Source organism: Kribbella turkmenica (assembly GCF_004348725.1).
GTDB classification, from domain to species: domain Bacteria; phylum Actinomycetota; class Actinomycetes; order Propionibacteriales; family Kribbellaceae; genus Kribbella; species Kribbella turkmenica.
Genome location: NZ_SMKR01000022.1, coordinates 13,324 through 34,608 on the forward strand (window position 1 = coordinate 13,324; position 21,285 = coordinate 34,608).

Annotated in this window: 24 protein-coding genes, 1 tRNA gene and 3 pseudogenes; 19 read left to right on the top strand and 9 right to left on the bottom strand. The window is 67.7% G+C overall.

What is annotated here, in order from left to right; translation table 11 throughout:
* Positions 1-123: 123 nt before the first annotated feature.
* Both E1218_RS07380 and E1218_RS07385 read left to right on the top strand, forming a co-directional pair.
* Entirely contained in the window at positions 124-1,743 is a 1,620-nt protein-coding gene (locus E1218_RS07380; RefSeq protein WP_202865822.1) for a sensor histidine kinase, read from the top strand.
* The gene (locus E1218_RS07385; protein WP_202865823.1) at positions 1,740-2,423 is read left to right on the top strand and encodes a response regulator; all 684 of its coding nucleotides are present in this window, start codon (positions 1,740-1,742) and stop codon (positions 2,421-2,423) included. Before E1218_RS07380 ends, E1218_RS07385 begins: the two co-directional genes overlap by 4 nt.
* 159 nt (positions 2,424-2,582) lie before the next feature.
* On the opposite strand, the gene E1218_RS07390 is transcribed toward E1218_RS07385, so the two are convergent.
* Entirely contained in the window at positions 2,583-3,239 is a 657-nt protein-coding gene (locus E1218_RS07390; RefSeq protein WP_132317615.1) for a GntR family transcriptional regulator, read from the bottom strand.
* A gap of 80 nt (positions 3,240-3,319) precedes the next feature.
* Between E1218_RS07390 and E1218_RS07395 the strand changes: the two genes are divergently transcribed.
* The 5 genes from E1218_RS07395 to E1218_RS07415 are packed head-to-tail and all read left to right on the top strand — an operon-like array spanning position 3,320 to position 7,773.
* Complete coding sequence (locus E1218_RS07395) at positions 3,320-4,387, top strand: Ldh family oxidoreductase (protein WP_132317617.1); 1,068 nt, start codon at positions 3,320-3,322, stop codon at positions 4,385-4,387.
* Entirely contained in the window at positions 4,384-4,701 is a 318-nt protein-coding gene (locus E1218_RS07400; RefSeq protein WP_132317619.1) for a putative quinol monooxygenase, read from the top strand. Before E1218_RS07395 ends, E1218_RS07400 begins: the two co-directional genes overlap by 4 nt.
* Positions 4,698-5,111 carry a cupin domain-containing protein gene (locus tag E1218_RS07405; protein WP_132317621.1) on the top strand — a complete coding sequence of 138 codons (414 nt, stop codon included), beginning with the start codon at positions 4,698-4,700 and terminating at the stop codon, positions 5,109-5,111. Before E1218_RS07400 ends, E1218_RS07405 begins: the two co-directional genes overlap by 4 nt.
* Complete coding sequence (locus tag E1218_RS07410) at positions 5,108-6,484, top strand: aldehyde dehydrogenase family protein (RefSeq protein WP_132317623.1); 1,377 nt, start codon at positions 5,108-5,110, stop codon at positions 6,482-6,484. Before E1218_RS07405 ends, E1218_RS07410 begins: the two co-directional genes overlap by 4 nt.
* Before the next feature lie 44 nt (positions 6,485-6,528).
* A complete protein-coding gene (locus E1218_RS07415) occupies positions 6,529-7,773 on the top strand; it encodes a glutamate-5-semialdehyde dehydrogenase (RefSeq protein WP_132317625.1) in 1,245 nt (414 codons plus the stop codon).
* On the opposite strand, the gene E1218_RS07420 is transcribed toward E1218_RS07415, so the two are convergent.
* The 3 genes from E1218_RS07420 to E1218_RS07430 all read right to left on the bottom strand — a co-directional run bounded on the left by E1218_RS07420 (position 7,745) and on the right by E1218_RS07430 (position 9,882).
* The gene (locus E1218_RS07420) at positions 7,745-8,389 is read right to left on the bottom strand and encodes a 4'-phosphopantetheinyl transferase family protein (RefSeq protein ID WP_132317627.1); all 645 of its coding nucleotides are present in this window, start codon (positions 8,387-8,389) and stop codon (positions 7,745-7,747) included. The genes E1218_RS07415 and E1218_RS07420 overlap by 29 nt on opposite strands.
* A complete protein-coding gene (locus tag E1218_RS07425; protein WP_233712074.1) occupies positions 8,386-9,270 on the bottom strand; it encodes a winged helix-turn-helix transcriptional regulator in 885 nt (294 codons plus the stop codon). Before E1218_RS07425 ends, E1218_RS07420 begins: the two co-directional genes overlap by 4 nt.
* A gap of 156 nt (positions 9,271-9,426) precedes the next feature.
* Entirely contained in the window at positions 9,427-9,882 is a 456-nt protein-coding gene (locus E1218_RS07430; RefSeq protein ID WP_132317629.1) for an Lrp/AsnC family transcriptional regulator, read from the bottom strand.
* Between the two features lie 147 nt (positions 9,883-10,029).
* On the opposite strand from E1218_RS07430, the gene E1218_RS37730 reads away from it, so the two are divergent.
* From E1218_RS37730 to E1218_RS07465, 9 genes and pseudogenes are all read left to right on the top strand, one after another.
* Positions 10,030-10,158, top strand: a complete 129-nt coding sequence (locus E1218_RS37730; protein ID WP_267900275.1) for a hypothetical protein — start codon at positions 10,030-10,032, stop codon at positions 10,156-10,158.
* Between the two features lie 80 nt (positions 10,159-10,238).
* Positions 10,239-10,397 carry a hypothetical protein gene (locus E1218_RS35925; RefSeq protein ID WP_165949158.1) on the top strand — a complete coding sequence of 53 codons (159 nt, stop codon included), beginning with the start codon at positions 10,239-10,241 and terminating at the stop codon, positions 10,395-10,397.
* An 18-nt stretch (positions 10,398-10,415) separates the two neighbouring features.
* The gene (nadD, locus tag E1218_RS07435; RefSeq protein ID WP_132317631.1) at positions 10,416-11,027 is read left to right on the top strand and encodes a nicotinate-nucleotide adenylyltransferase; all 612 of its coding nucleotides are present in this window, start codon (positions 10,416-10,418) and stop codon (positions 11,025-11,027) included.
* Between the two features lie 10 nt (positions 11,028-11,037).
* Positions 11,038-11,415: a ribosome silencing factor gene (gene rsfS, locus E1218_RS07440; protein ID WP_132317633.1), complete on the top strand. Its 378-nt coding sequence runs from the start codon at positions 11,038-11,040 to the stop codon at positions 11,413-11,415.
* Positions 11,412-12,059 (top strand): histidine phosphatase family protein, encoded by a 648-nt coding sequence (locus E1218_RS07445; RefSeq protein WP_132317635.1) that lies wholly within the window; start codon positions 11,412-11,414, stop codon positions 12,057-12,059. The genes rsfS and E1218_RS07445 overlap by 4 nt, the downstream gene beginning before the upstream one ends.
* Before the next feature lie 363 nt (positions 12,060-12,422).
* Positions 12,423-12,495 (top strand) — tRNA-Ala (locus E1218_RS07450).
* 181 nt (positions 12,496-12,676) lie between these two features.
* Positions 12,677-12,898, top strand: a complete 222-nt coding sequence (locus E1218_RS35930; RefSeq protein ID WP_165949159.1) for a hypothetical protein — start codon at positions 12,677-12,679, stop codon at positions 12,896-12,898.
* 11 nt (positions 12,899-12,909) lie between these two features.
* The gene (locus E1218_RS07460) at positions 12,910-13,485 is read left to right on the top strand and encodes an HD domain-containing protein (RefSeq protein ID WP_132317639.1); all 576 of its coding nucleotides are present in this window, start codon (positions 12,910-12,912) and stop codon (positions 13,483-13,485) included.
* A 584-nt stretch (positions 13,486-14,069) separates the two neighbouring features.
* Positions 14,070-14,270, top strand: a pseudogene (locus tag E1218_RS07465) (ISL3 family transposase); the annotation flags it as partial.
* 51 nt (positions 14,271-14,321) lie between these two features.
* Here E1218_RS07465 and E1218_RS07470 read toward each other — a convergent pair.
* A complete protein-coding gene (locus tag E1218_RS07470; protein ID WP_132317641.1) occupies positions 14,322-14,831 on the bottom strand; it encodes a DinB family protein in 510 nt (169 codons plus the stop codon).
* A gap of 161 nt (positions 14,832-14,992) precedes the next feature.
* On the opposite strand from E1218_RS07470, the pseudogene E1218_RS07475 reads away from it, so the two are divergent.
* The 3 genes and pseudogenes from E1218_RS07475 to E1218_RS07485 all read left to right on the top strand — a co-directional run bounded on the left by E1218_RS07475 (position 14,993) and on the right by E1218_RS07485 (position 18,248).
* Positions 14,993-16,301 (top strand): annotated as a pseudogene (locus E1218_RS07475) (ISL3 family transposase).
* A gap of 237 nt (positions 16,302-16,538) precedes the next feature.
* Positions 16,539-17,063: a hypothetical protein gene (locus E1218_RS07480; protein WP_132317643.1), complete on the top strand. Its 525-nt coding sequence runs from the start codon at positions 16,539-16,541 to the stop codon at positions 17,061-17,063.
* Positions 17,064-17,330: 267 nt separating this feature from the next.
* Entirely contained in the window at positions 17,331-18,248 is a 918-nt protein-coding gene (locus E1218_RS07485) for an aminoglycoside phosphotransferase family protein (protein ID WP_165949160.1), read from the top strand.
* A 164-nt stretch (positions 18,249-18,412) separates the two neighbouring features.
* Here the strand turns inward: E1218_RS07485 and E1218_RS37080 are convergent, their stop codons facing one another.
* From E1218_RS37080 to E1218_RS07500, 4 genes and pseudogenes are all read right to left on the bottom strand, one after another.
* On the bottom strand, positions 18,413-19,048 hold the full coding sequence (locus E1218_RS37080; RefSeq protein ID WP_233712075.1) for a hypothetical protein: 636 nt from the start codon (positions 19,046-19,048) through the stop codon (positions 18,413-18,415).
* Between the two features lie 262 nt (positions 19,049-19,310).
* Positions 19,311-20,216 (bottom strand): annotated as a pseudogene (locus E1218_RS38125) (recombinase family protein); the annotation flags it as partial.
* Positions 20,177-20,812, bottom strand: a complete 636-nt coding sequence (locus E1218_RS07495; RefSeq protein ID WP_132317649.1) for an ImmA/IrrE family metallo-endopeptidase — start codon at positions 20,810-20,812, stop codon at positions 20,177-20,179. The gene E1218_RS07495 and the pseudogene E1218_RS38125, both read right to left, overlap by 40 nt.
* A 34-nt stretch (positions 20,813-20,846) precedes the next feature.
* Entirely contained in the window at positions 20,847-21,230 is a 384-nt protein-coding gene (locus E1218_RS07500; RefSeq protein ID WP_132317651.1) for a helix-turn-helix domain-containing protein, read from the bottom strand.
* Positions 21,231-21,285 lie beyond the last annotated feature (55 nt).

The following is a 21,285-nucleotide window of genomic DNA, read 5'->3' on the forward strand; positions in this document are numbered from 1 at the left end:
GGTCGCCGTCAGCGTGCCGTGGGCGCGGTGAGGGTGTCACCGTTGTGAACGCAATGTGCGTTGTGTTCATTGTGCTCACGCCAAAGATGGCGCGATCCGGCCGTCGGCTAGCACAATCGAGCCGTGACGGCGAGGTGGCGACTGCTCCTGGGCCGGCGTCGATGGACGCTGGCCGGGCGGATGCTGGCCATGCAGTTGCTGATCGTCCTCGTCGTCCTCGTCGGGGTCGCGGCGGTCTCGCTGGCCCAGTCCAACGCGCGCTTCCGCGACACCGAAGGGCGCCGCGCGCTCGCGGTGGCGGAGCAGTTGGCCGTCACCTCGGGCGTCCGCGTGGCGGCCGCGTCGAACGGGGCGCCTGCCTTCCTGAGCCAGGCGCAGTCCACGGTGACGTCCGGCGCGAGCTTCTCGGGTTCGACGTACGTCCTGGTCGCGGTGCGGGACCGGCGGATCATCGCCTCGTCCGATCCGTTGCCCAAGATGACGACCGCGCGGGTGCAGGCGACCGACGCTTTCCTGGGCCGCTCGTGGATCGGGCAGGACGAGGACACCGGCGCGGCGCTGGCAATGGCGCCGATCATCAACGTCGGCACGCGCGAGACCGACGGTGTCGTGGCGGTCGGCCGGCAGTACCCGTCACTGCTGGCCAACCTGCGGGAGGCGCTGCCCAACCTGCTCACCTATCTCGGCATCGCCAGCCTGCTCGGCGTGGCCGGGTCGTTGCTACTGGCAAGAACGGTGAAACGCCAGACGCTCGGGCTGGAGCCGCGCGAGATCACCGGGCTGGTGGAGCAGCGCGAGGCCCTGCTGCACGGCATCAAGGAGGGCGTGCTGGCCGTCGACCTGCAGCGCCGGATCACGATGGTCAACGACCAGGCCGCGCACCTGCTCGGCATCCCGCTGGCCTCGGCCGGGCAAGCGCTGGGCGAGGTGGACGGCACCGGCCGGCTGCTGGAGATCTTCGACGGACCCGAGCGGACGACCGACCAGATCCTGCCGCTGCACGGCCGCGTGCTCACCTTGAGCCGGATGCCGGTGCGCAGCCACGGCCGTCAGATCGGCTGGGTGGCCACTTTCCGCGACCGGACCGAGCTGCTGGAGCTGCAGCGGGAGCTCGACCTCACCCGCAACACCACCGACACCCTGCGGGCGCAGGCCCACGAGTTCAGCAACCGGATGCACATCGTCAGCGGCCTCGTCGAGTTGGGTGAGTACGAGGAGGTACTGCGCTACATCCAGCAGGTCGCCGCTGACCAGACCGAGCTGACCGCCGGTGTGACGGCGCGGGTGGCGGACCCCGCGGTCGCCGCGCTGCTGATCGCGAAGTCCTCGCAGGCCGTGGAGCGCGGCGTCACCTTCGAGATCGAGCCGGGCAGCCTGTTGCCGCGGCTGGACGAGCGGCTCGCGACCGACGTCTCGACGGTGCTCGGCAACCTGGTCGACAACGCTCTGGACGCCGCTGCCGGTGGTCCGGATCCGTTCGTCGCCGTCCAGGTGCTCGAGCGCGACGGCGCCGTACGGATCCAGGTCCGGGACTCCGGTCCCGGCGTGGACGGCGCGATGCAGCACCGGGTGTTCGCGCACGGGTTCAGCACGAAGAACAGCGAGTCCGGCGAGCACGGGATCGGGCTGGCGCTGGTGCGGGTGATCTGCCGCAAGCGCGGCGGCGACGTGACGGTGCACAACGACGCGGGCGCCGTGTTCGTGGCGACCCTGCCGATGCTCGCCCCGGCGGTGCGGACATGATCCAGGTGCTGGTCGTCGACGACGACTTCATGGTGGCCCGGCTGCACTCGAGTGTGGTGTCGCGGCAGCCCGGCTTCGAGGTGGTCGGTGCCGCGCGCAACGGTACCGAGGCGCTGGGCGCCGTACGGGCGCTGCGGCCGGATCTCGTCCTGCTCGACATCCACCTGCCGGACATGAGCGGTCTGGAAGTGTTGCGCCGGTTCCGCGAGTCGTCGGCGGACTATCCGGTCGACGTGATCGTGATCAGCGCCGCGCGTGATCTGGACAGTCTGCGGACGGCGTTGCGCGGCGGCGTGTTCCAGTACCTGGTGAAGCCGTTCGAGATCGAGTCGCTCCGGAGCAAGCTGACGGAGTACGCCGAGCATCGGGCCGAGCTCCAGCGGTTGACGGACATCGACCAGGCGGAGGTCGACCGGGTGTTCCGGGCGCAGGGGAGTCGGGGGCCGTCGACCGCGCCGAAGGGAATCAGCCCGGAGACGACGGATCTCGTCGTGCAGGCGTTGGGGGACGCGCCGGACGACGGGATGTCCGCGAGCGACTGCGCGGCGGTGACCGGGCTGTCGCGCAGCAGCACGCGTCGCTACCTCGAACACCTGGTGACGATCGGCCGGGCGGAGATGCGGCCTCGCTACGGCGTCGCCGGCCGGCCGGAGCGCCGCTACCGCCTGCTCCGGCGGTAACCCCCACCCCGCCGCCCGGCTGCTCACAGTGGGGGCCTTGAACAGGAAACGGGGGCCTGCCACACGTAATAACCTGTTCAAGGCCCCGGCGGGATGTCCAAGCGCCCGGGAAAGTGCCGGCCCGGGGCGGGGTCGTCGGGGAAGCGGCCTGGGCGGGGCCTACGGGAGGCGTTCGGTGATGGCGTTCAGAGCTGTGTCGCGGGCGGTGAGGACGTGCGCCTCGGCGAGCTCGCGCGCCCGGGCGGCGTCCCTGGTGACCAGCGCGTCGAGGATGCCGCGGTGTTCCGCCAGCGCGGCCGTCCGGCGCAGTTGCGACTGGTTCGTGAACGCCCGGTAGCGCGCCATCTGCCCGTCCACCTGCTGGTGCAGCCGCCGCGCCCACCCGTGCGCGGCGATCTCCGCGATCTCGAGATGGAAGTCGTGCCCGGCGTTCATCGCGTCCTCGGCGAACTCGACCAGCCGCTCGTTCCTCGCCACCAGCCGGGTGAGCGCCTCGGCGCCCGCATCCGTCATCAGCTCGGCCGCCTCCGCGGCCATCAGCCCCTCCAGGCACGCCCGGACGGTGTAGAGCTCGTCGATCTCCTGCGCCGACAGTGACCGCACCACCATCCCGCCGGTCGGCAGCTGGTCGACCAGGTCCTCGGCGAGCAGCAGCCGGAGCGCCTCCCGCAGCGGCGTCCGGCTCACCTGCAGCTGCTGGGAGAGCTCGGGCTCGAACAACCGCCGGCCCGGAGGCAGCTCGAGCGACAGGATCTGTCGTTTCAGCTCGGCGTAGACGACCTGGCCGCCGGAGGCGCGCCGTAGTTTGTCCGTCATCCGGTCTCTCCTTTGCACACTTGTATACAAGTATGCTTCCGTAGGTCGTGTCATCGTAACCGCCAGAATCGGAGGAGCGGATGGCGCCGGCCCAGCGGATCCGCCCGGACGCGCTGCTGTCGTTCACCACGGACGTCCTGCGCGCCGAAGACGTTCCTCAGCCGGACGCCCGGCTTCTCGCCGACACCCTGGTGACCGCCGAGTTGTGGGGGCACGCCTCCCACGGCATGCTCCGGCTGCCCTGGTACGTCGCCCGTCTGCGCAGCGGCGCGACAGCGCGAGTCACCAGGATCGAGCGCGTTCGTGACACCGGCGCGCTCGTGGTCCTCGACGGTGGCGACGGCATCGGCCAGGTGATCACCGACCACGCGATCTCGCTCGGCGTCGAACGGGCCCGCGAGTACGGCGTGAGCGCGGTCGGCGTCCGCAACTCCGGCCACTTCGGCACGGCGGCGTACTTCACCCGCAAAGCCGCGGACCAGGGCTGCGTCGCCTTGCTCTGCACCAACGCCAGCCCGGCGATGGCCCCCTGGGGCGGCAGGCGGAAGAGCATCGGCACCAACCCGTGGTCGATCGCGGCGCCGGCCGGCCGGCACGGGACCGTGGTGATGGACCTGGCCAACACGGCCGTTGCCCGTGGCAAGGTCTACCTGGCGGCCGAGCGCGGGACCGAGATCCCGGCGGGCTGGGCCGCGGACGCCGACGGCAACCCGACCACCGATCCCCGGCGCGCGATCGACGGCCTGATCCTGCCGATGGCCGGTCCCAAGGGCTACGTGATGTCGTTCATGTTCGACGTCCTGGCCGGCGTGCTGACCGGCAGCGCGTTCGGCGCCGGGGTCGCTGGCCCCTACCAGCGCGACGCGCCGAGTGGCGTCGGCCACCTGCTGCTCACGATCGACGTCGCCGCGATGGCCGACCCGGCGGCGTACGCCGACCGCGTCGAAGCTCTCGTGGACGCCACCCACTCGGCCGAGACCGCGCCCTGGGCGGACCGGATCCTCGTCCCGGGCGAGCTCGAGGACCAGAACTTCGCCGAGCATGCCACCGCCGGAATCACCCTGACCGCCACCACCTGGACGAGCCTGGTCACGCTCGCCGCCGAGACCCAGGTCGACCTGCCCCCCACGGAGGAACTCGCCGCATGATCAGCCTCACCGTCTCCCTCCAGGTGGTCCCTGGGCATCTCGCCGAGTTCGTCGAGGCGATCCGGACCCAGGCCGAGCGGTCCTTCACCGACGAGCCCGGCTGCCTGTACTTCGACGTCGGCCAGGACACCGCCGACGACCACCACTTCACCCTGTACGAGCTGTACGCCGATGAGGCGGCGGTCGAGGCGCATCGCCAGGCACCGCACTTCAAGGTATGGCGCGAGGCCGTCGCCGAGCACGTCGTACCGGGCAGCCAGGCCAACACCCTGGCCACTCGTCGTGTTCACCACTCTGCCGAGGACCCTCGATGAACCTGCTGATCCGTCCGGGCGAGATCGAGCCGTTCGACCGCGGCAACGGTGTCGTCACCCTGCCGTACGTCGGCCGCTGGAACTCCGAGACCAACCGCATCACCACCGGCCAGACGGTCTTCGCCCCGGGCACCGGGCTTCCGCTGCACAGCCACAACGTGGAGGAATCGGTGCTGATCCTCGAGGGCGAGGCGATCGCCGAGATCGACGGCGAGCAGTTCGACCTGGTCGCGGGCGATGCGACCTGGGTGCCGGCCGGCGTACCGCACCGGTTCCTCAACCGGGGCAGCACACCGATGCGGATCTACTGGGTGTACGGCGGCCGTGACGTGACCCGGACGATGACCGCGACCGGCGAGACGTTCGAGCATCTCTCGGACAGCGACCGCGGCGGGTTGAGCGCCCGGTGATCACCACGATCGACCCCGCCACCGGGAAGACGCTGGCGACGTACGACGCGATGACACCGGCCGAGCTCGAGCAGGTCGTCGTCCAGGCCGCCGCGGCGGCCGCGTCCTGGGGCCGGGTACCGGTGGGCGAGCGGTTGGCGGCGCTGACCAGGCTCGCCGCGGAACTGCGTGGCTCAAAGGACGCGCTCGCCGCGTTGCTGACGGCCGAGATGGGCAAGCCGATCCGCGAGGCCGAGGGCGAGGTGGACAAGTCCGCCGTCACCGCCGAGTACTACGCGGCCGAGGGCGGCGCGATCCTGGCCGACGAGCCGGTCACGGTCGACGGAGTCCGGGCCTGGGTCTCGTACGAGCCGATCGGGCTGGTGCTCGCGGTGATGCCGTGGAACTTCCCGCTCTGGCAGGTGATGCGGTTCGCCGTCCCGACGATTGCCGCTGGCAACGGGGTGCTGCTGAAGCACTCGCCGAACGTGACCGGGTCGGCGCTCGCGATCGAGCGCCTGTTCCGGGCCGCCGGGTTCCCGCAGCACCTGGTCCGCGCGCTGGTTGTGGACGAGCCCGACGTACCGGCGACCATCGAGGCCCTGATCGCGGACGACCGGATCGCGGCCGTCACGCTGACGGGCAGCAACCGGGCAGGGTCCGCGGTCGGCGCGGCCGCCGGCCGGGTGTCGAAGCGCTCAGTGCTCGAGCTGGGTGGCTCGGACGCGTTCGTGGTCCTCGCCGACGCGGATGTCGAGGCCGCGGCCGCGGCGGCGGTCCGGGCACGGTTCACGAACTCCGGGCAGAGCTGCGTCTGCGCGAAGCGGTTCATCGTCGAGGATGCGCTCGCGGACGAGTTCGTCGACCGGTTCGTCCAGGGCGTGAGGGAACTCGTCGTCGGGCATCCCACCGATCGCGGGACCGCAGTCGGCCCGTTGGCCCGCGACGACCTGCGGGCCGCGCTGAAGCGGCAGGTGGACGAGTCGGTTGCGGCCGGAGCTGAGCTGGCCACGGGCGGTGCGAGCATCGGCGGTCCCGGGTACTTCTTCGAGCCGACCGTGCTGACCGGGACCGCTCCGGGGATGCCGGTGTTCGACGAGGAGACGTTCGGGCCGGTCGCCGCGGTGGCGGTGGCCCGGGACGCCGACCACGCGGCCGAGCTGGCCGGTGCGACGCAGTACGGGCTGGGGTTGAGCATCTGGACGGGCGATCCCGCGCGGGGCGTCGGGCTGGCCCGGCGGATCACGTCGGGAGCCGCCTTCGTCAACGCGGTTGTCGCGTCCGACCCGCGGGTGCCGTTCGGCGGGACGAAGCGGAGCGGCTACGGCCGTGAGCTGGCCGGCCACGGGCTGCGCGAGTTCACCAACATCCGCACCTACTGGGTTGCCGGCTGAGACGCCCGCGTGGACCGGTGGGACAGCGCCCTACGATAGGGAAGGTGAGCGAGATCATCGAGCTGGCCCGCCGGGCGCGCGAGGCGTCGTACGCGCTGGCGGAGGCCTCCCGGGCGACCAAGGACGCCGCGCTGCACGCGATGGCGGCGGCGCTGCGGGCGAACACGGACATCATCGTCGCGGCGAACGCGAAGGATGTCGCGGCCGCGCGTGAAGCCGGTACGCCGGAGTCGACGGTCGACCGGCTGGCGCTGAACCCGGACCGCGTGGACGCGATGGCCACCGGTCTCGAGGAGCTCGCCGGGCTGACCGACCCGGTCGGTGAGGTCGTCCGCGGCTATACGCTGCCGAACGGGCTGGAGCTCCGCCAGGTCCGGGTGCCGTTCGGCGTGGTCGGGATCATCTACGAGGCCCGGCCGAACGTGACCGCCGACGCGGCCGGCATCTGCCTGAAGTCGGGGAACGCGGTGCTGCTGCGCGGTTCGTCCTCGGCGGCCGCGTCCAACGAAGCGATCGTCGGCGTACTGCGGGGCGCCGCCGCGGAAACCGGACTGCCGGCCGACGTGGTCCAGGGGGTGCCGACGGACCGGGCCGCGGTGAAGGAACTGATGCAGGCGCGCGGACTGGTCGACGTCCTGATCCCGCGCGGCGGGGCCGGGCTGATCCAGACCGTGGTCACCGAGTCGACCGTTCCGGTGATCGAGACCGGGGTCGGCAACTGTCACGTCTACGTGGACGCGGAGGCGGACCTCGAGCTCGCGCTGACGATCCTGCTGAACGCGAAGACCCAGCGGCCGAGCGTCTGCAACGCGGCCGAGTCCCTGCTGGTGCACTCGGCGGTCGCGCCGGAGTTCCTGGCGCGGGCGCTGCCGGCGCTGGCGGAGGCCGGCGTCACGGTTCACGGCGACCCCACTGTGGTTGCCGCTGGCAAGGATGTCGTCGCGGCGACCGAGGAGGACTTCGGCGCCGAGTACAACTCGCTGGACCTGTCTGCTGCCGTGGTCGACTCGCTGGAGGCCGCGGTGCAGCACGTCCGGCGCTACGGCTCCGGTCACACCGACGCGATCATCACCCGCTCGCAGGCCGCGGCCCGCCGGTTCGTCGCGGCTGTCGACTCGGCGGCGGTCGTGGTCAACGCCAGCACGCGGTTCACCGACGGCGGCGAGTTCGGCTTCGGTGCCGAGATCGGCATCTCGACCCAGAAGCTGCATGCCCGCGGCCCGATGGGCCTGCCGGAGATGACGTCGACCAAGTACGTCGTCACCGGCGAGGGCCAGATCCGAACCTGAACGTCCGCACGTCGGGCGGCTCGGGTGAGATGACTGCCAGAGCCGCCGCGTAGCCTCGATCGACGGTCACGTCCATCACATGGAATCCGGCCGGCGGACCCGTGATCGTCCGCAGGTCCGTCCGAATTCCGTCGCCGGTGGCCTTCACGACGGCCTCCTTGCGCGTCCACAACGCGGTGAACGCCCGCGCCCGGGCGCCGGGGTCGTCCTGGGGGAGCGCGTCCCGTTCCTGCTCGGACAGGCTGAGTCTCGCCAGACCGTCGACGTCGATCGTCGGGTCGACCTGCTCCACGTCAAGCCCGAGCGGCGCATCGCCGACGGCGACGCCCACGACGTCGCCGGCGTGCGTCACCGACAACTCGACGCCGTCCGCGCGCACCTTCCCGTGCGGCCCGCCGCACTCCGGGCACGTCCGATTCAGACGGATACTTGCTGCTGGCAACGAGAATCGTCTGGCCAGCACGCTCCGCACCATCGTGCATCCCAGCAGGAACCGCGCGCTGTCGTCCGCCCGGACGTACGCGTTCATCCGCTGAGCCTCGACCGGGTCGAGGTCGTCGGCGTACTCCTCGCGCACTTGATCGATCCGGCCCCACCACACCTCGACCTCGGTCATACGCCGAGGGCCCAGTCGACGGCTGCGGAGCTGTCGGTCACCGGGTAGCGCACCGCCTGGACGACGCGATCCGGGCCGACCACGAGGACGACTCGCTTCAACCGCTCGTACCCACCCGCCCGGAAGGTCGGCAACCGGAGTGCGGCGGCCAGCTCCAGCTCCTGGTCGGACAGCAGGAGATGGGGGATCTCCTCGGTGGCCGCGAACGCTCGCTGCTCGTCCGGGCGCTGCGTGCTGACTCCGCGCACCGCGAGTCGCTGTGCGCGGAACTCGTCGTACCGGGCGGCGAAGAGGCGGTTCTCCATCGTGCAGCCGCTGGCTCCGGCGATGTCGCTCCAGCCGTCGGGCAACGGGGTCGGCCGACCGGTCGCCGGGTAGCCGAACAGGATCGTCGCGCGGGCGTCGGCGTCCACCACGTCGAGCGTCGTACCCGCGGTGGAGGGGAGGGCGACCTCGGGGACCCGGCGCCCGGTGAGCTGATGGATCCGGCGGGCCGGCGGCTCGTCCTCCCTGTTGGTGCCCGTGAGTGAGCCGTCGCCGAGAAGCCAGCGGTCACCCCAGTCCTGGAGCGCGACCAGCACCGGCAGGAGGGCACGGCCGCGCGGCGTGAGGCGGTAGACGTAGCGCGTAGGCCGTTCCTGGTACGCCGACCGCTCGACGATCCCGCTGCCGAGCAGGCCGGCCAGGCGTTCGGTCAGCACCTTGCGGGAGATGTCCAGCGAGTCGGCGAGCCGGTCGAACCGGCCGACGCCGCGGGCGAGGTCCCGGACGATCAGCAGCTCCCAGCCGTCGCCGATCACGCCGAGGGACTGCGCGATCGCGCAGTCCGGCTCGGGCTCGAAGCTGTTCCGCCGCACGTCGTCCCCCAATCCGGTCGCCACCACGCTAGCTCTGCCAAAAGATTCCTATTGGGAACTCACTCTGTCATGCGCTGGCGGTGGAACTTCCCGGGTGGCTCAAGGCGGGTCATTGACGTACGGGCATGCTCGTGAGGTGCTGGTCCGGTGGCGGCCGCGCTGCCGCGTGCGGCCTCCGTCCTAGTGCTGGTCAGGGAGCGGGGCCGGGCGGCCCTCCCAGCGGGTCGAGAGGACGACCGTCGTTCGCGTGCGGACCACGCCGTTGACGCGGCGCAGTGATCCGACGACCGCTTCGAGTTCGGTGACGTCGGGGACCCGGACCTTCACCACGAGCTCCTGGTCGCCGGCGACGAACCAGCAGTCCTCGACCGCGGCGATCTCGCGGACCTGGTCGACGATGTCGTCGGTCTCCACGTCGTCGCGCTGGAACAGCCCGATCAGCGCGCTCGTGCCCAGGCCGACCTGGTCCGGTGCGACCACGGCCCGGTAGCCGAGCAGTACTCCGCGCTCCTCGAGCCGGCGGACCCGCTCCTGGACGCTCGGACCGGACAACCCGACGACACGGCCGAGCTCCGCCCAGCTGGACCGGCCGTTCGCCCGGAGTACCTCGATCAGCTGCCGGTCGATCGTGTCCATCGGCGTCCACCTCCCCCTCTGCCACAGATTCGTAGGTCTGCGGCTTAGTCTACCTTCAATTCGTTGCCCATTGGGCGTGTTCGGCGTAGAATGTGTGGTGTCGGGATGATCCGTCCCGATATCGTCGTACTACCCAGTGAAGGAATCATGATCACCCCCGAAGTCGCCCGTGCCCATATCGACGAGCTGCACCGCGCCGCCGCCCGGTACAACCGCGCCGCCGCCGTTCCGTCCGTCTGGCGCCGGCTGCTGATCCGCCACATCCGCCACAGCTGACCCCGGCTCCCGCGCGACCGGTGAGCCCGCCGGGCGCCCGGTCGCGCTCCTGCCGGCGGACACGAGATAGGCTCTGAGGCATGCAAACGCACCTGCTGCCGCTGCTCGCGGCTGTCGAAGAGGCCGCCTCCGAGGCTGCGCACATCTCGCCGTGGTGGTACGGGGGGTTCTCCCTGTTCGTGCTCGTCCTGCTGCTGGCCGTCACCGTCATCATGGGCAAGGGCCGGCCGCACAGCTGAGCGGCCTGACGAGCTGACGTGGCATCTGTGGAGCGGGTCCGGCGCCTCGGCGTGATGGGCGGCACCTTCGACCCGATCCACCACGGGCACCTGGTCGCCGCGAGCGAGGTGCAGTCGTACTTCGACCTGGACGAGGTGATCTTCGTCCCGACCGGCCAGCCGTGGCAGAAGTCGGAGCGGAAGGTCTCGCCGGCCGAGGACCGCTACCTGATGACGGTCATCGCCACCGCGTCGAACCCGAGGTTCTCGGTCAGCCGGGTCGACATCGACCGGCCGGGGCCGACGTACACGATCGACACCCTGCGGGACCTGTCCAAGCTGTACCCGGACGCCGAGCTGTTCTTCATCACCGGTGCCGACGCGCTCGCCCAGATTCTCACCTGGCGCGACGTGGACGAGATGTTCAAACTGGCCCAGTTCGTCGGCTGTACCCGGCCCGGCACCGAGAGCCTCGAGCTCCCGCTCGACAAACTGCCGATGGACCGGATCACCCTGCTCGAGGTGCCCGCGCTGGCGATCTCGTCCACCGAGTGCCGAGAGCGGGTCGCCAAGGGGAACCCGACGTGGTACCTCGTACCCGACGGCATCGTCCAGTACATCGCCAAGCGTGAGCTCTACACCAACCGTTAGAAGGAACCACATGCCAGCCAGCGAACGTGCCATCGAGCTGCTCACCGCGGCCGCCGAGGCGGCGCACGACAAGAAGGCCGAGAACGTCCTCGCGTTCGACGTTTCGGAGCAACTCGCGATCACCGACGCCTTCCTGGTCGCGTCCGCCTCCAACGACCGCCAGGTCCGCGCCATCGTCGACGCCGTCGAGGAGAAGCTCCGGGTCGACTTCGACGCCAAGCCGGTGCGCCGCGAAGGCGCTCGCGAAGGCCGCTGGGTGCTGCTCGACTACCTCGAGATCGTCATCCACGTGCAGCACTCCGAGGAGCGCAGCTTCTACTCCCTCGAGCGGCTCTGGCGCGACTGCCCGTCGATCCCGCTGCCCTCGCCGATCCCCTCCGCAGAATGACGGCAGGCCGCCTGATCGTCTGGCGTCACGGCCGGACGGAGTGGAACCTGCAGGACAAGATCCAGGGCCAGGCCGACATCCCCCTCGACGACGTCGGCATCTCCCAGGCCCGCGCCGCCGCCGCCCGGCTGGCCTCGCTCGCCCCGACGCGGCTGTTCGCCAGCGACCTGCAGCGCGCCGCCGCCACCGCCGCCGAGCTCGCCGCCCTCACCGGCCTCAAGGTCGAGTACGACGAAGCCCTGCGCGAGATCGACGTCGACGACTGGGCCGGCATGACCATGGCCGAGCTCGCCGCCATCCACCCCGAGGCCGCCGCCCGCATCCGCGCCGGCGAACCCCAGCGCCGCGGCACCGCAGGCGAAACCGTCGAAGAAGTCGCCCTGCGCTTCTCGGCGGCACTCGAGCGGATCGCCGACCAGGGCGGCTCCTCGGACACGGTCGTAGTCGCCACGCACGGGCTCGCCGCCCGTGTCGGCATCTGCGTCTTCCTTGGCATCCCGCAAGACCACTGGCCCGCCTTCGGCGGCCTCTCCAACTGCAACTGGGTCTCCCTGCTCCCCAGCCGCAACCACCGCTGGCGCATCGAGGAGTGGAACGCCGGCTCCCTCCCTGAGCCGGTCATGAGCGACGACCCCCAGCGCTGACCTCGGTTGGCTGGAACCGCCGAAGGACACCCCTTCGCGGCGACAGTTCCTTCGGCGTCTCCGGCGCGCCGCGAACCGTGCTCCGGCCCACCGGACTCGGCGGACAACCGGGATCTGACCACGCTTCGCGGCGGGTGGCCTGTTGCGCAACCGGCTGCCCGCAAACTCCCGCCCGGCGTACCTTGCTGGTGAACACAGCGGTCCGCTGGCGCGCCGACGGCCAGATCGACAGCGTGACTGAGGGCAACAACTACGTCGCCCAGGACGGCTCCACGAGCCTGCCGCGGAGGGGGCTTATCCGATTTTTCTTTGGAGGCACTCATCCGCTAAACTTCCGGAGTCGCAAGGCACCGCAACATCTTCGGGGCTTTGGCGCAGTTGGTAGCGCGCTTCCATGGCATGGAAGAGGTCAGGGGTTCGAATCCCCTAAGCTCCACCGCAGGTCAGAGGCCGGTTTCCCACTCGGGAGACCGGCCTCTCGCATGACCCGGGAGGCAAAACGGGAGGCTAAGTCTCCGTGAGCTGCAGATCGGGGAAGATCTCGTCCATCTTCTTCGCCCCGGTTCGGAGCACCGGCCGCAGCTCGTGCCGGTAGACCTTCGGTGCCGAGTGCGGACGTGCCTGCGCTGCTCAAGCGGCTCGCGCCGACCTGGACGCCGTACCAGACCCGTTCGGACCGACTCGACGCGAAGCGCCACCACGTCGGGGTGCGTGGACAGCGCGCGGACCTGCGACGCCTCAGCCGCGGCTGTCCGCAGACACAAACGACCTGGGCCGACATGCACGATCCGAACTGGCAAACCTACGCTTCGCGACGCAGCTCGCTGGGCGCTAACTGAAGGAGTTGCGAATGAGTGAAGATCAGAGCCAGAAGGAAGCCGCAGCGATCGCGGCATTCGCGTTCGAGATGGGCGTACTGAAGCGTCAGCGTCGGTCGGGCTGGTGGCATGCAGGCGTCCGCGATCCGGAGTCGATCGCCGAGCACAGCCTGCGAGTCGCCCAGTTGGCCGGCCTAATCGCAGCGGCCGAAGGTGCCGACCCTGCGAAGGCCGCGTACATGGCAATCTGGCACGACTCGCAGGAGACCCATATTGGCGATATCCCGCACAGCGCCCGCCCGTACGTCGAGGCAAAGGCCAACGAAGAGATCACCGTTGATCAGGTCGGCGGCATGGCCGAACCGCTGGCCCATTCCGTCATCGGAGCGGTCGAGGAGTACGAGGCGAAGTCGTCACTAGAGGCGATCTGCGCGCGAGATGCGGACAAGCTGGAGTGCCTCATCCAAGCTGTCGAATACCGGGACCTAGGCGTACAACGCGTTCAGAGCTGGATCGACTCCTCACGGGCCGCCTTGAAGACCGAGACGGCGATCCGGGTCGCCGATGCAGCGCTGACGATCTCCCCCCTGAGCTGGCGAGAGAAGTAGGCGATCAGTGAGGAAAAGTCCGAGCTGCCTACTATTGGTGGATGACTGACGACGTGGCGACCTTCCTTGGTGTCTCGGATTCCACGGTCCGTGCCTACGTTGCCCGTAACCAGATCCCGGCGCCTGATCGCATGTTCGGCCGCTCGCCGGGCTGGAAACCGAAGACAATCCAGGCCTGGCATGCCGCACGACCCCGAAGTCTGCACCAAAGAGCTAAGTCGAGCGTAGGGCCAGTTACTCATGGGCGTCGATGGATGCAATCGAGGAGAAATGAATGGGTAAGGCTTCGCGAAAGAAGAAGGAACGCCGCGCGCAGCGCGAAGCCCTTGCTCGTCGCTGAATATCTCGATCAATTCAGGAATTGACGATGTGAGCTCCTTTGCGCCCGAGTTGGAGCACGTGAAGGCAGCGCTTTTGTATGCCGATCACGTCACCCTGTACACGCCGAAGAACTTCGTGGCGGCGATGTGGAATCATCTTCAAACCACCGACGTAAACAGGCTCTTCGCAGTTGAGGGTGTAGTCCGGTCGGCGCGTCGGTGGCCGGGTAGGGGTCGAGGTCTCCCGAGGATGGGGGTGACTATGATCTCGGGCTCGAAGTGCTCGGGCAGCGGTTGGAGCCCGATCGGGCGATTCTCCGGTGCCGGGTTGTCGAGCCCGACAGATGGTGTCGTCGCTGCGGATCCCCTGGCGCGGCCAGGGACACGGTGGTCCGGCGGTTGGCGCACGAGCCGTTCGGGTGGCGGCTCACGGTGTTGGAGGTCAGCCTCCGCCGATACCGTTGTAACGCCGCCTCCGACGACCCGGAACACGGACCGACGACGCGCCGCGAGCCGTCAGTCGCCGACGCTGCCGTCGATCATCTCGCGCAGGATGTCCGCGTGGCCCGCGTGCCGGGCGGTCTCCACGATCACGTGCAGGTACATCCACGTCAGCTCTCTGCCCCGCGGTGTGGTGACGGCGTAGTCGAGGCTGTGCTGGGCGGCGATCTCGCGGGAGCGGTCGCACTCCGCCTGGTAGGCGGCGATGACGTCGTCGAGCTTCTCGTTCGGCTCCAGCCGCAGGTCGGCCTCCGGGTCTGCCTCGGTCCACGGCGGCGTGGGCAGCTCCGCGGCGGGGATCTGCCCGATCTGCTCGGCGAACCCGCCCAGTTCCACCCACCGCAGGTGTTTGATCAGGCCGCCGAGGTTGGTGCCGGTCGGCACCGGGCTGCGCCGGGCGTCCTCCTCCGACACCCCGCGGGCCTTGCGCACGACGGCGTCGCGCAGGTAATCCAGGAACGTCTCGAGCTGTTCGCGCTCGCTGGCGGCGACCACGCTGCCGAGGATCTCACCGGGTCTAGTCATGGCCGGAACTTAGCACGCGGGCCGACCCTCGCACCGGGGCGATTTGGGCTCTTCGCAGTCGCAGTTGAGGGTGTAGTCCGGTCGGCGCGTCGGTGGCCGGGTAGGGGTCGAGGTCTCCCGAGGATGGAGGTGACTATGCCGTCCATCTGGAAGACCTCGACGTGTCTGACGCTACCTTCGCCCGCCCTGACCTGACCACGTTCGCTCGTCTTGATGATCTCGGGCTCGAAGTGCTCGCGCAGCGGTTGGAGCCCGATCGGGCGATTCTCCGGTGCCGGGTTGTCGAGCCCGACAAATGGTGTCGTCGCTGCGGATGCCAGGGCGCGGCCAGAGACACGGTGGTCCGGCGGTTGGCGCACGAGCCGTTCGGGTGGCGGCCCACGGTGTTGGAGGTCAGCCTCCGCCGATACCGGTGCACCGGGTGCGGTCACGTGTGGCGCCAGGACACGTCGCGGGCCGCCGAGCCGCGGGCGAAGCTGTCGCGACGTGGCCTGTGGTGGGCGCTGGAAGCCCTGGTGTGCCAACACCTGAGTGTCGCCCGCGTCGCCGACGCTCTGGGGGTCTCGTGGAACACCGCCAACGACGCGGTCCTGGCCGAGGGCCGCCGGGTCCTGATCGACGATCCGCACCGCTTCGACGACGTGCAGGTCATCGGCGTGGACGAGCACGTCTGGCGGCACACCCGGCGTGGCGACAAGTACGTGACCGTGATCATCGACCTGACGCCGATCCGCGACGGCACCGGGCCGGCGCGGCTTCTGGACATGGTCGCCGGCCGCTCCAAACAGGCGTTCAAGGCCTGGCTCGCCGAACGGGACAAGTCCTGGCGCGACAATATCGAGGTCGTCGCGATGGACGGGTTCACCGGATTCAAGACCGCCACCGCCGAAGAGCTACCCGAGGCTGTGCCGGTGCTGGACCCCTTCCACGTCGTCCGTCTGGCAGGCGACGCCCTGGATCAGTGCCGGCGCCGGGTCCAGCAAGCCACCCACGGGCACCGAGGCCGCACCGGCGATCCACTATATGCCGCGCGACGCACCCTGCACACCGGCGCCGAACTGCTCACCGAGACCCAGCAGCACCGGCTGACGGAGCTGTTCGCGGCCCGACGCCCACGTCGAGGTCGAAGCCACCTGGGGCATCTACCAGCGGATGATCGCCGCCTACCGTGAGCCCGACCGAACCCGGGGCCGCGAGCTGATGAGGCAGTTGATCGAGTCGATCAGCCGAGGCGTCCCCAGCCCGTTCAGCGAGATCATCACGCTCGGCCGCACCCTGACCAAGCGCGCCGCCGACGTGCTCGCCTACTTCGACCGGCCCGGCACATCCAACGGCCCCACCGAAGCGATCAACGGCCGCCTCGAACACCTCCGCGGCTCCGCCCTCGGCTTCCGCAACCTGACGAACTACATCGCCAGATCACTACTCGAGACAGGCGGCTTCCGACCCCAACTACACCCTCGATTGTGAAGAGCCCGTAAACACGATGCTGGCGCTCTTGCTGGAACTCGGGGATGATTCCTTAAGCTACTTCGGTGTTGATCGTGGGCAGCTTGAGTTGGCTGTGCGTATAGCTAATGCTAATCCGAAGAAGCTCACCCCCGCACAGCGACAATCTCAGAGAGAATTTCTCGACGGTGCCGAGGTTCACGCGAAAGGGATCAGGATCTCGGTGAGCAGCAGTTAGCGGAATCCGGGATCAACGCTTTGCTGCCTGCAATCGAGTCGGGTGTTCTGGAGATGCACCCCATTCTCCAAGACGATGACCTGAAGGGAGAGTTCAGTGATGCTATGGCGAATCGGTTCCTCGACCGAATTCGCGAAGTCATGAATTCTCCGGGTGTTTATCCATCTCTCGATGATGAAGTTGCAAAATTGACTCGGAGTGCGATTGCCGAGGGTCTAATTGATCCCGCTCCCCACTATGCGCGTCGAGCAAAGAATTCGGGTGTGGGTCTCGGTCTGCTGGGCAACCTTCCCCACTTCCCGCGTGCTGACATCAGTGAGATTTTGGATGTGAGAAAGGAGCTTACTCATCCACTAGGAATGTTCCGGCGAGCCGTGACCGGCCTGCAGGCCGGTGTCCAGGTCGAATACGGTGATCCTGACTTCGGTCCTCAGGTGGATGAGTTGTACGTCAGCCAGGTGAGACCGGCCCTGGACGAGATCGACCAACTTGTGCACGACAACTTGTCGCTTCGTGAGCTTGCGACGCGCGCCGCAACGGGCTAGGCCGGGCCTGTTGCGGGTGTCGGGGTCGGCACGGTCTACGGCCCGGCAGTCGGCGGGAATCCACTTCTAACAAGCGCCGTGGCTCTGGCGTTGACTGGCGGGACTTCCCTGCTGAGGGCCATGCACGAGGAGCGCGCCGAGAGGCGCAAGATCGAGGCCGACCAGTTCTACTTTTTGTATGAGACGAATCAGCGTCTCTAACTGCGTGTTAGGAAAGCCACTGCTGCGTAATAAAGTAATGAAATGGCAAGAGCACACACAGGCAAGATGCCGAATGACCAGGTTCTGCGCTGGGCGGCCGACGCGGTTGGCGGGACGAGCGTCGTTTCGTCCGAGGGCCTGACCCGCGGCGAGCACCGCCCTTCGGGCACGTTCCGCCTGGGAATCGAAGGACCGGCGGCCCGGACCAGGGACGTGATCTTGAAGGTCCCTGTCCGGGGATGGATCGCCGCCGCGTGGGTGATCACGAACGCACGCGCGCTTCAGCTGGCCGAGACTCATGGCCTGGCCGCGCCGCGGCTGATCGCTGCGGATCTCGACGGGAAGGCGAGCGGGACCGTCGCCACCCTGGAGACCTTCCTGCCCGGCAGCGCCGGTCTCTCGCCGACGGTTTCGGTCGCCCGGCTCCGCGAAGCGGGAGCGGCCCTTGCCAGGGTCCACGCCTTCAGGCTGGTTCCGCAGGCCCACCTGCCATACCGGCCCCGGCCGTGCGCCGTCGACGACCGCGCCGATGAACGCTGGCGGGGCCTGATGCCGACCACACCTTTGCTGCAGCAGGCCGACGAGCGGGTCAGGTCGCACGGGATGCCGGCAGTCGCGTCGGTGTTCGTGCATGGTGACGCCTGGGGCGGCAACATGCTGTGGGAGGGTGACCGTTGCGTTGCGCTGATCGACTGGAATACAGCCGGGGCTGGTAATCCGGGCGTCGATCTCGGCAGCCTGCGGATGCAGATGACCCTTCAGTACGGCCAGGACGCGCCGTCCCATGTGTTGGAGGGCTGGGAGCGGCAGGCGGGCCGGGCGGCAGTCGGCGTGCCCTACTGGGATGCCGTGGCCGCGCTGAACACGCCGACAGTGATGGACGGTTGGGCGGGATTCGCCGACGACGGTAGCCTCCTGGGCGCCGCTGCCGTCACCGAAAGGCGCGACGCTTTCCTTCGCACCGCTCTCAGTCAGTGGTCATAAAGGTCGCGCGTGCCGAAATCGACGCTGCTCTCCACTTGGGGGCCTGTAAGCACGTCAGAGATGAGGCGCGCTGGGAGGCAAATCGGGAGGCTACGGGAGTGATTCTCCGTGGACTTCCGTGGACACTGATAGATCAGCGCATGGTCCTCCTGTCTGCTGTCTCGCTAGCCGGGAATCCATGGCATGGAAGAGGTCAGGGGTTCGAATCCCCTAAGCTCCACCATAACGGTCGTTCTCGAACCCGGGACCGAATCAAGGTCACCAGTGGTTACCAGAACGTCACTCAAGGTATTCCGGTCGGTCGTCTCGCTCGCAAGAGCGGGGCGACCGACTTTTTGTGTGCCGAGTGCTGCGGCTTCGCTGTCCTGGTGATGGCGAGCGTTGGCTGAGATCACGTCCGCGAAGAGTGGGTTCAGCACCGCGTGGTCTACGAACTCCCGTCCGATGTAGAGCGCCTCGAAGAACGCGTCGTTGATGCGGCGTCGGGTGAGGTCGCTCGCTCGGGTGTACATGCCTTGAGGATCTTCGAGCAGGTGAAGTACTGCCGACAGCAGCGCGATTGCCTGCTTGATGATGCTCTCGTTGGACTGGCGGTCCTGCTCCAGTTGGATTCGCTCGATGGCGAGCTTCTGTAGCCGCTCCCGCAACTTGGTGGATGGGAGGTCGCCGTCTGCTACCAGGTCGATGAGACGTTCCTCTTGCTGGTCGATCTCGAAGCCGCCTATTGGCCCGATCGCGGCGCGTGATCGTGTCGCGTCGGTCGAAGGCAAGCGGTTCGTTAACTGTCGCGGCAAAGTCACGCGTCACCTTGACCGTCGCGTAGTAACTCACGATGGCGCCCTCTACGCGATATGCCGGCAGGTGTGGAAGCTCGCAGACGCCGACCTGGCGACCACGGCAGATGAAGTAGCCATACGTACCCCCACGCCCCGTGGCCTCGGTGTACATGAGGCGGAAATCTCGCCTGGCCTCGTAGCACTCCTGACAGTGGAGCTTGCCACGGAGGTAGTGGTTGAGGCTGCGATCGCGCGATCCGGGTTTGGCACGGATCTCCAGGATGACCTGAACAGCTGAGAAGACTCCTGGCTCAACTATGGCCTCGTGGCGGCCAGGGAGCTGCTTGCCTTCGTAGGTGACTAGTCCCAAGTAGTAGGGGTTGGCCAACATCTTGCGGAGCTGATCCTCTGACACGGGCTTAGCGGGTCGTTTGCGTGACGGCCGCGTAGTGAGCCCGCGCTCTGCCATCTCGGCTTGCAATCGCGATATTGAGTACTCGCCTGTTGCAAACAGGATGAAGGCGGTCTCGATCAGAGGCGCACGAACTTCATCGACAGCGATGGTGCGGATCGTCCGACCCTCGAAGTCCTCAGTGACATTGAGGTAGCCGAGTGGGGCGGGACCTACGGTTCCGCCGTGCTTGATCTTCTGGCCCATCTTGTAGCTGATGTCAGCGCCGCTCTGCTCCGATTGGTACTGGTCGACGGCGTGCATAATCGTCTCGATCATCGCGCTCTCGGGGCTCTCACCGAGATCGAGCGTCGTCGAGACGACGCGGGTCCCGTACTTGCGCAAGGTGCGCTTGGTGATTCCGGCATCAACAGCGTTCCGGAAGGCTCGGGAGAAGGTGTAGACGACGACGTAGTCGATGTCACCTTGTTCCTTGAGCCATGTCAGCATCTCTTGGAAGACCGGTCGTTTATCGACAGAGGTGCCGCTGCGGCCGGGTTCGATGAACTCTCGAACAAGATCCGCGTCGAGTGCGGCCCCTTTGCGTAGGCCGGCCTCTCGCTGAGCAGGGATCGAAATACCCTCTGGGTCGTAGTCAGTGTTCACCTGTGAAGGTGTCGAAACGCGCAGGTAAAGGACAAAACGCTTCCGACGTCCCAGGGTGATCTCGCTTACGGCCTCCTGTGCGAGTGACATGGCGGTCACACTCCTTTCGTCACAAGCGAAGGGGTCATCGAGCATCGGGTGCTGATGGTTCCGAGTGGGGGCATCAGCACGCTGTCGCGAACCGCGCTGATTCGTGTGTCCTGGAGGCGGACTTCCATGGCGCGGATCGACACGTCGAATCGTTGAGCTAAGCGTGCGGATGTTTGTATGCCCTGTGCCCATGCCGCCTTGAGTCGTCGCTTTGGCATCAGGTAGCAGGCCGCGAAGTAGTCAGCGGCACGTTCGGCTTGCTCAGCTGCCGTGTACCGGTTGTTGCCGGTGTAGAGCTGATCAACTCGGCCATGATCGATGATGTGTTTGAACTCGTGCATCAGGGTGAACCGCTGGCGTGCGACAGGGTCCGCTTGGTTGAGCACGATGATCCAGTGAGAGCCACTCCAATGAGTCGTGCCACTGACGCTGACGGGAAGTTCGTCAGTGACGATGCGGATGCGTGGCAACCTACCGATGAGGCTTCCGCTTGGCTGAGGACCGGTTGTGACACCGCTCAGAGCGAGAAGGCGATTGGCTTGTTGCTCGGCAATGCGCTTCGCCTGAGCAAATGTGATCTTGTGACTTGGTATCACCGAGCGGAGGTCTGCAAGCACGCTCGTAGTTAATTTCTCGGTCATAATGATCCCTCCTCTCGGGTAAGCTGATTAATGTTTAGAATTCGTCCTGTCCAGGCTCCGGCCCGTTGGTTTCGTAGCCGTAGCGCCGGACGACTTTGGCGACGTGGTTCTCTAGCTTCTCTTGAACTTGCTCGGGCAGATTGGCGTACTTCGCTCGCAAGTAGGGTGTAAAGCTAGGTAGCTGCTCTTTCGGCAACCAGTTGAGACAGGCAAACAGATCTGATGTCGGCTTTTCAAGCGCGTTAGCTATGGCTATCAGGGTCTCGGGTTGTGGATGCTGAAGTTGCGCTGCCTCGATCCTGGTCACGGTGCTGGGCTGTAGCCCTGCACGGCGAGCAAGCTCGCTCGCTGAGTACCCCTTCTCCTGTCGCGCTTCCTTGATAATGCTAGCTAGTTTTAAATGTTCCTCTATGCTCATCACGCGCTCCCTGTATTAATTCAATTCCTTTCGTTCTAATTATCCGCCGACCGTT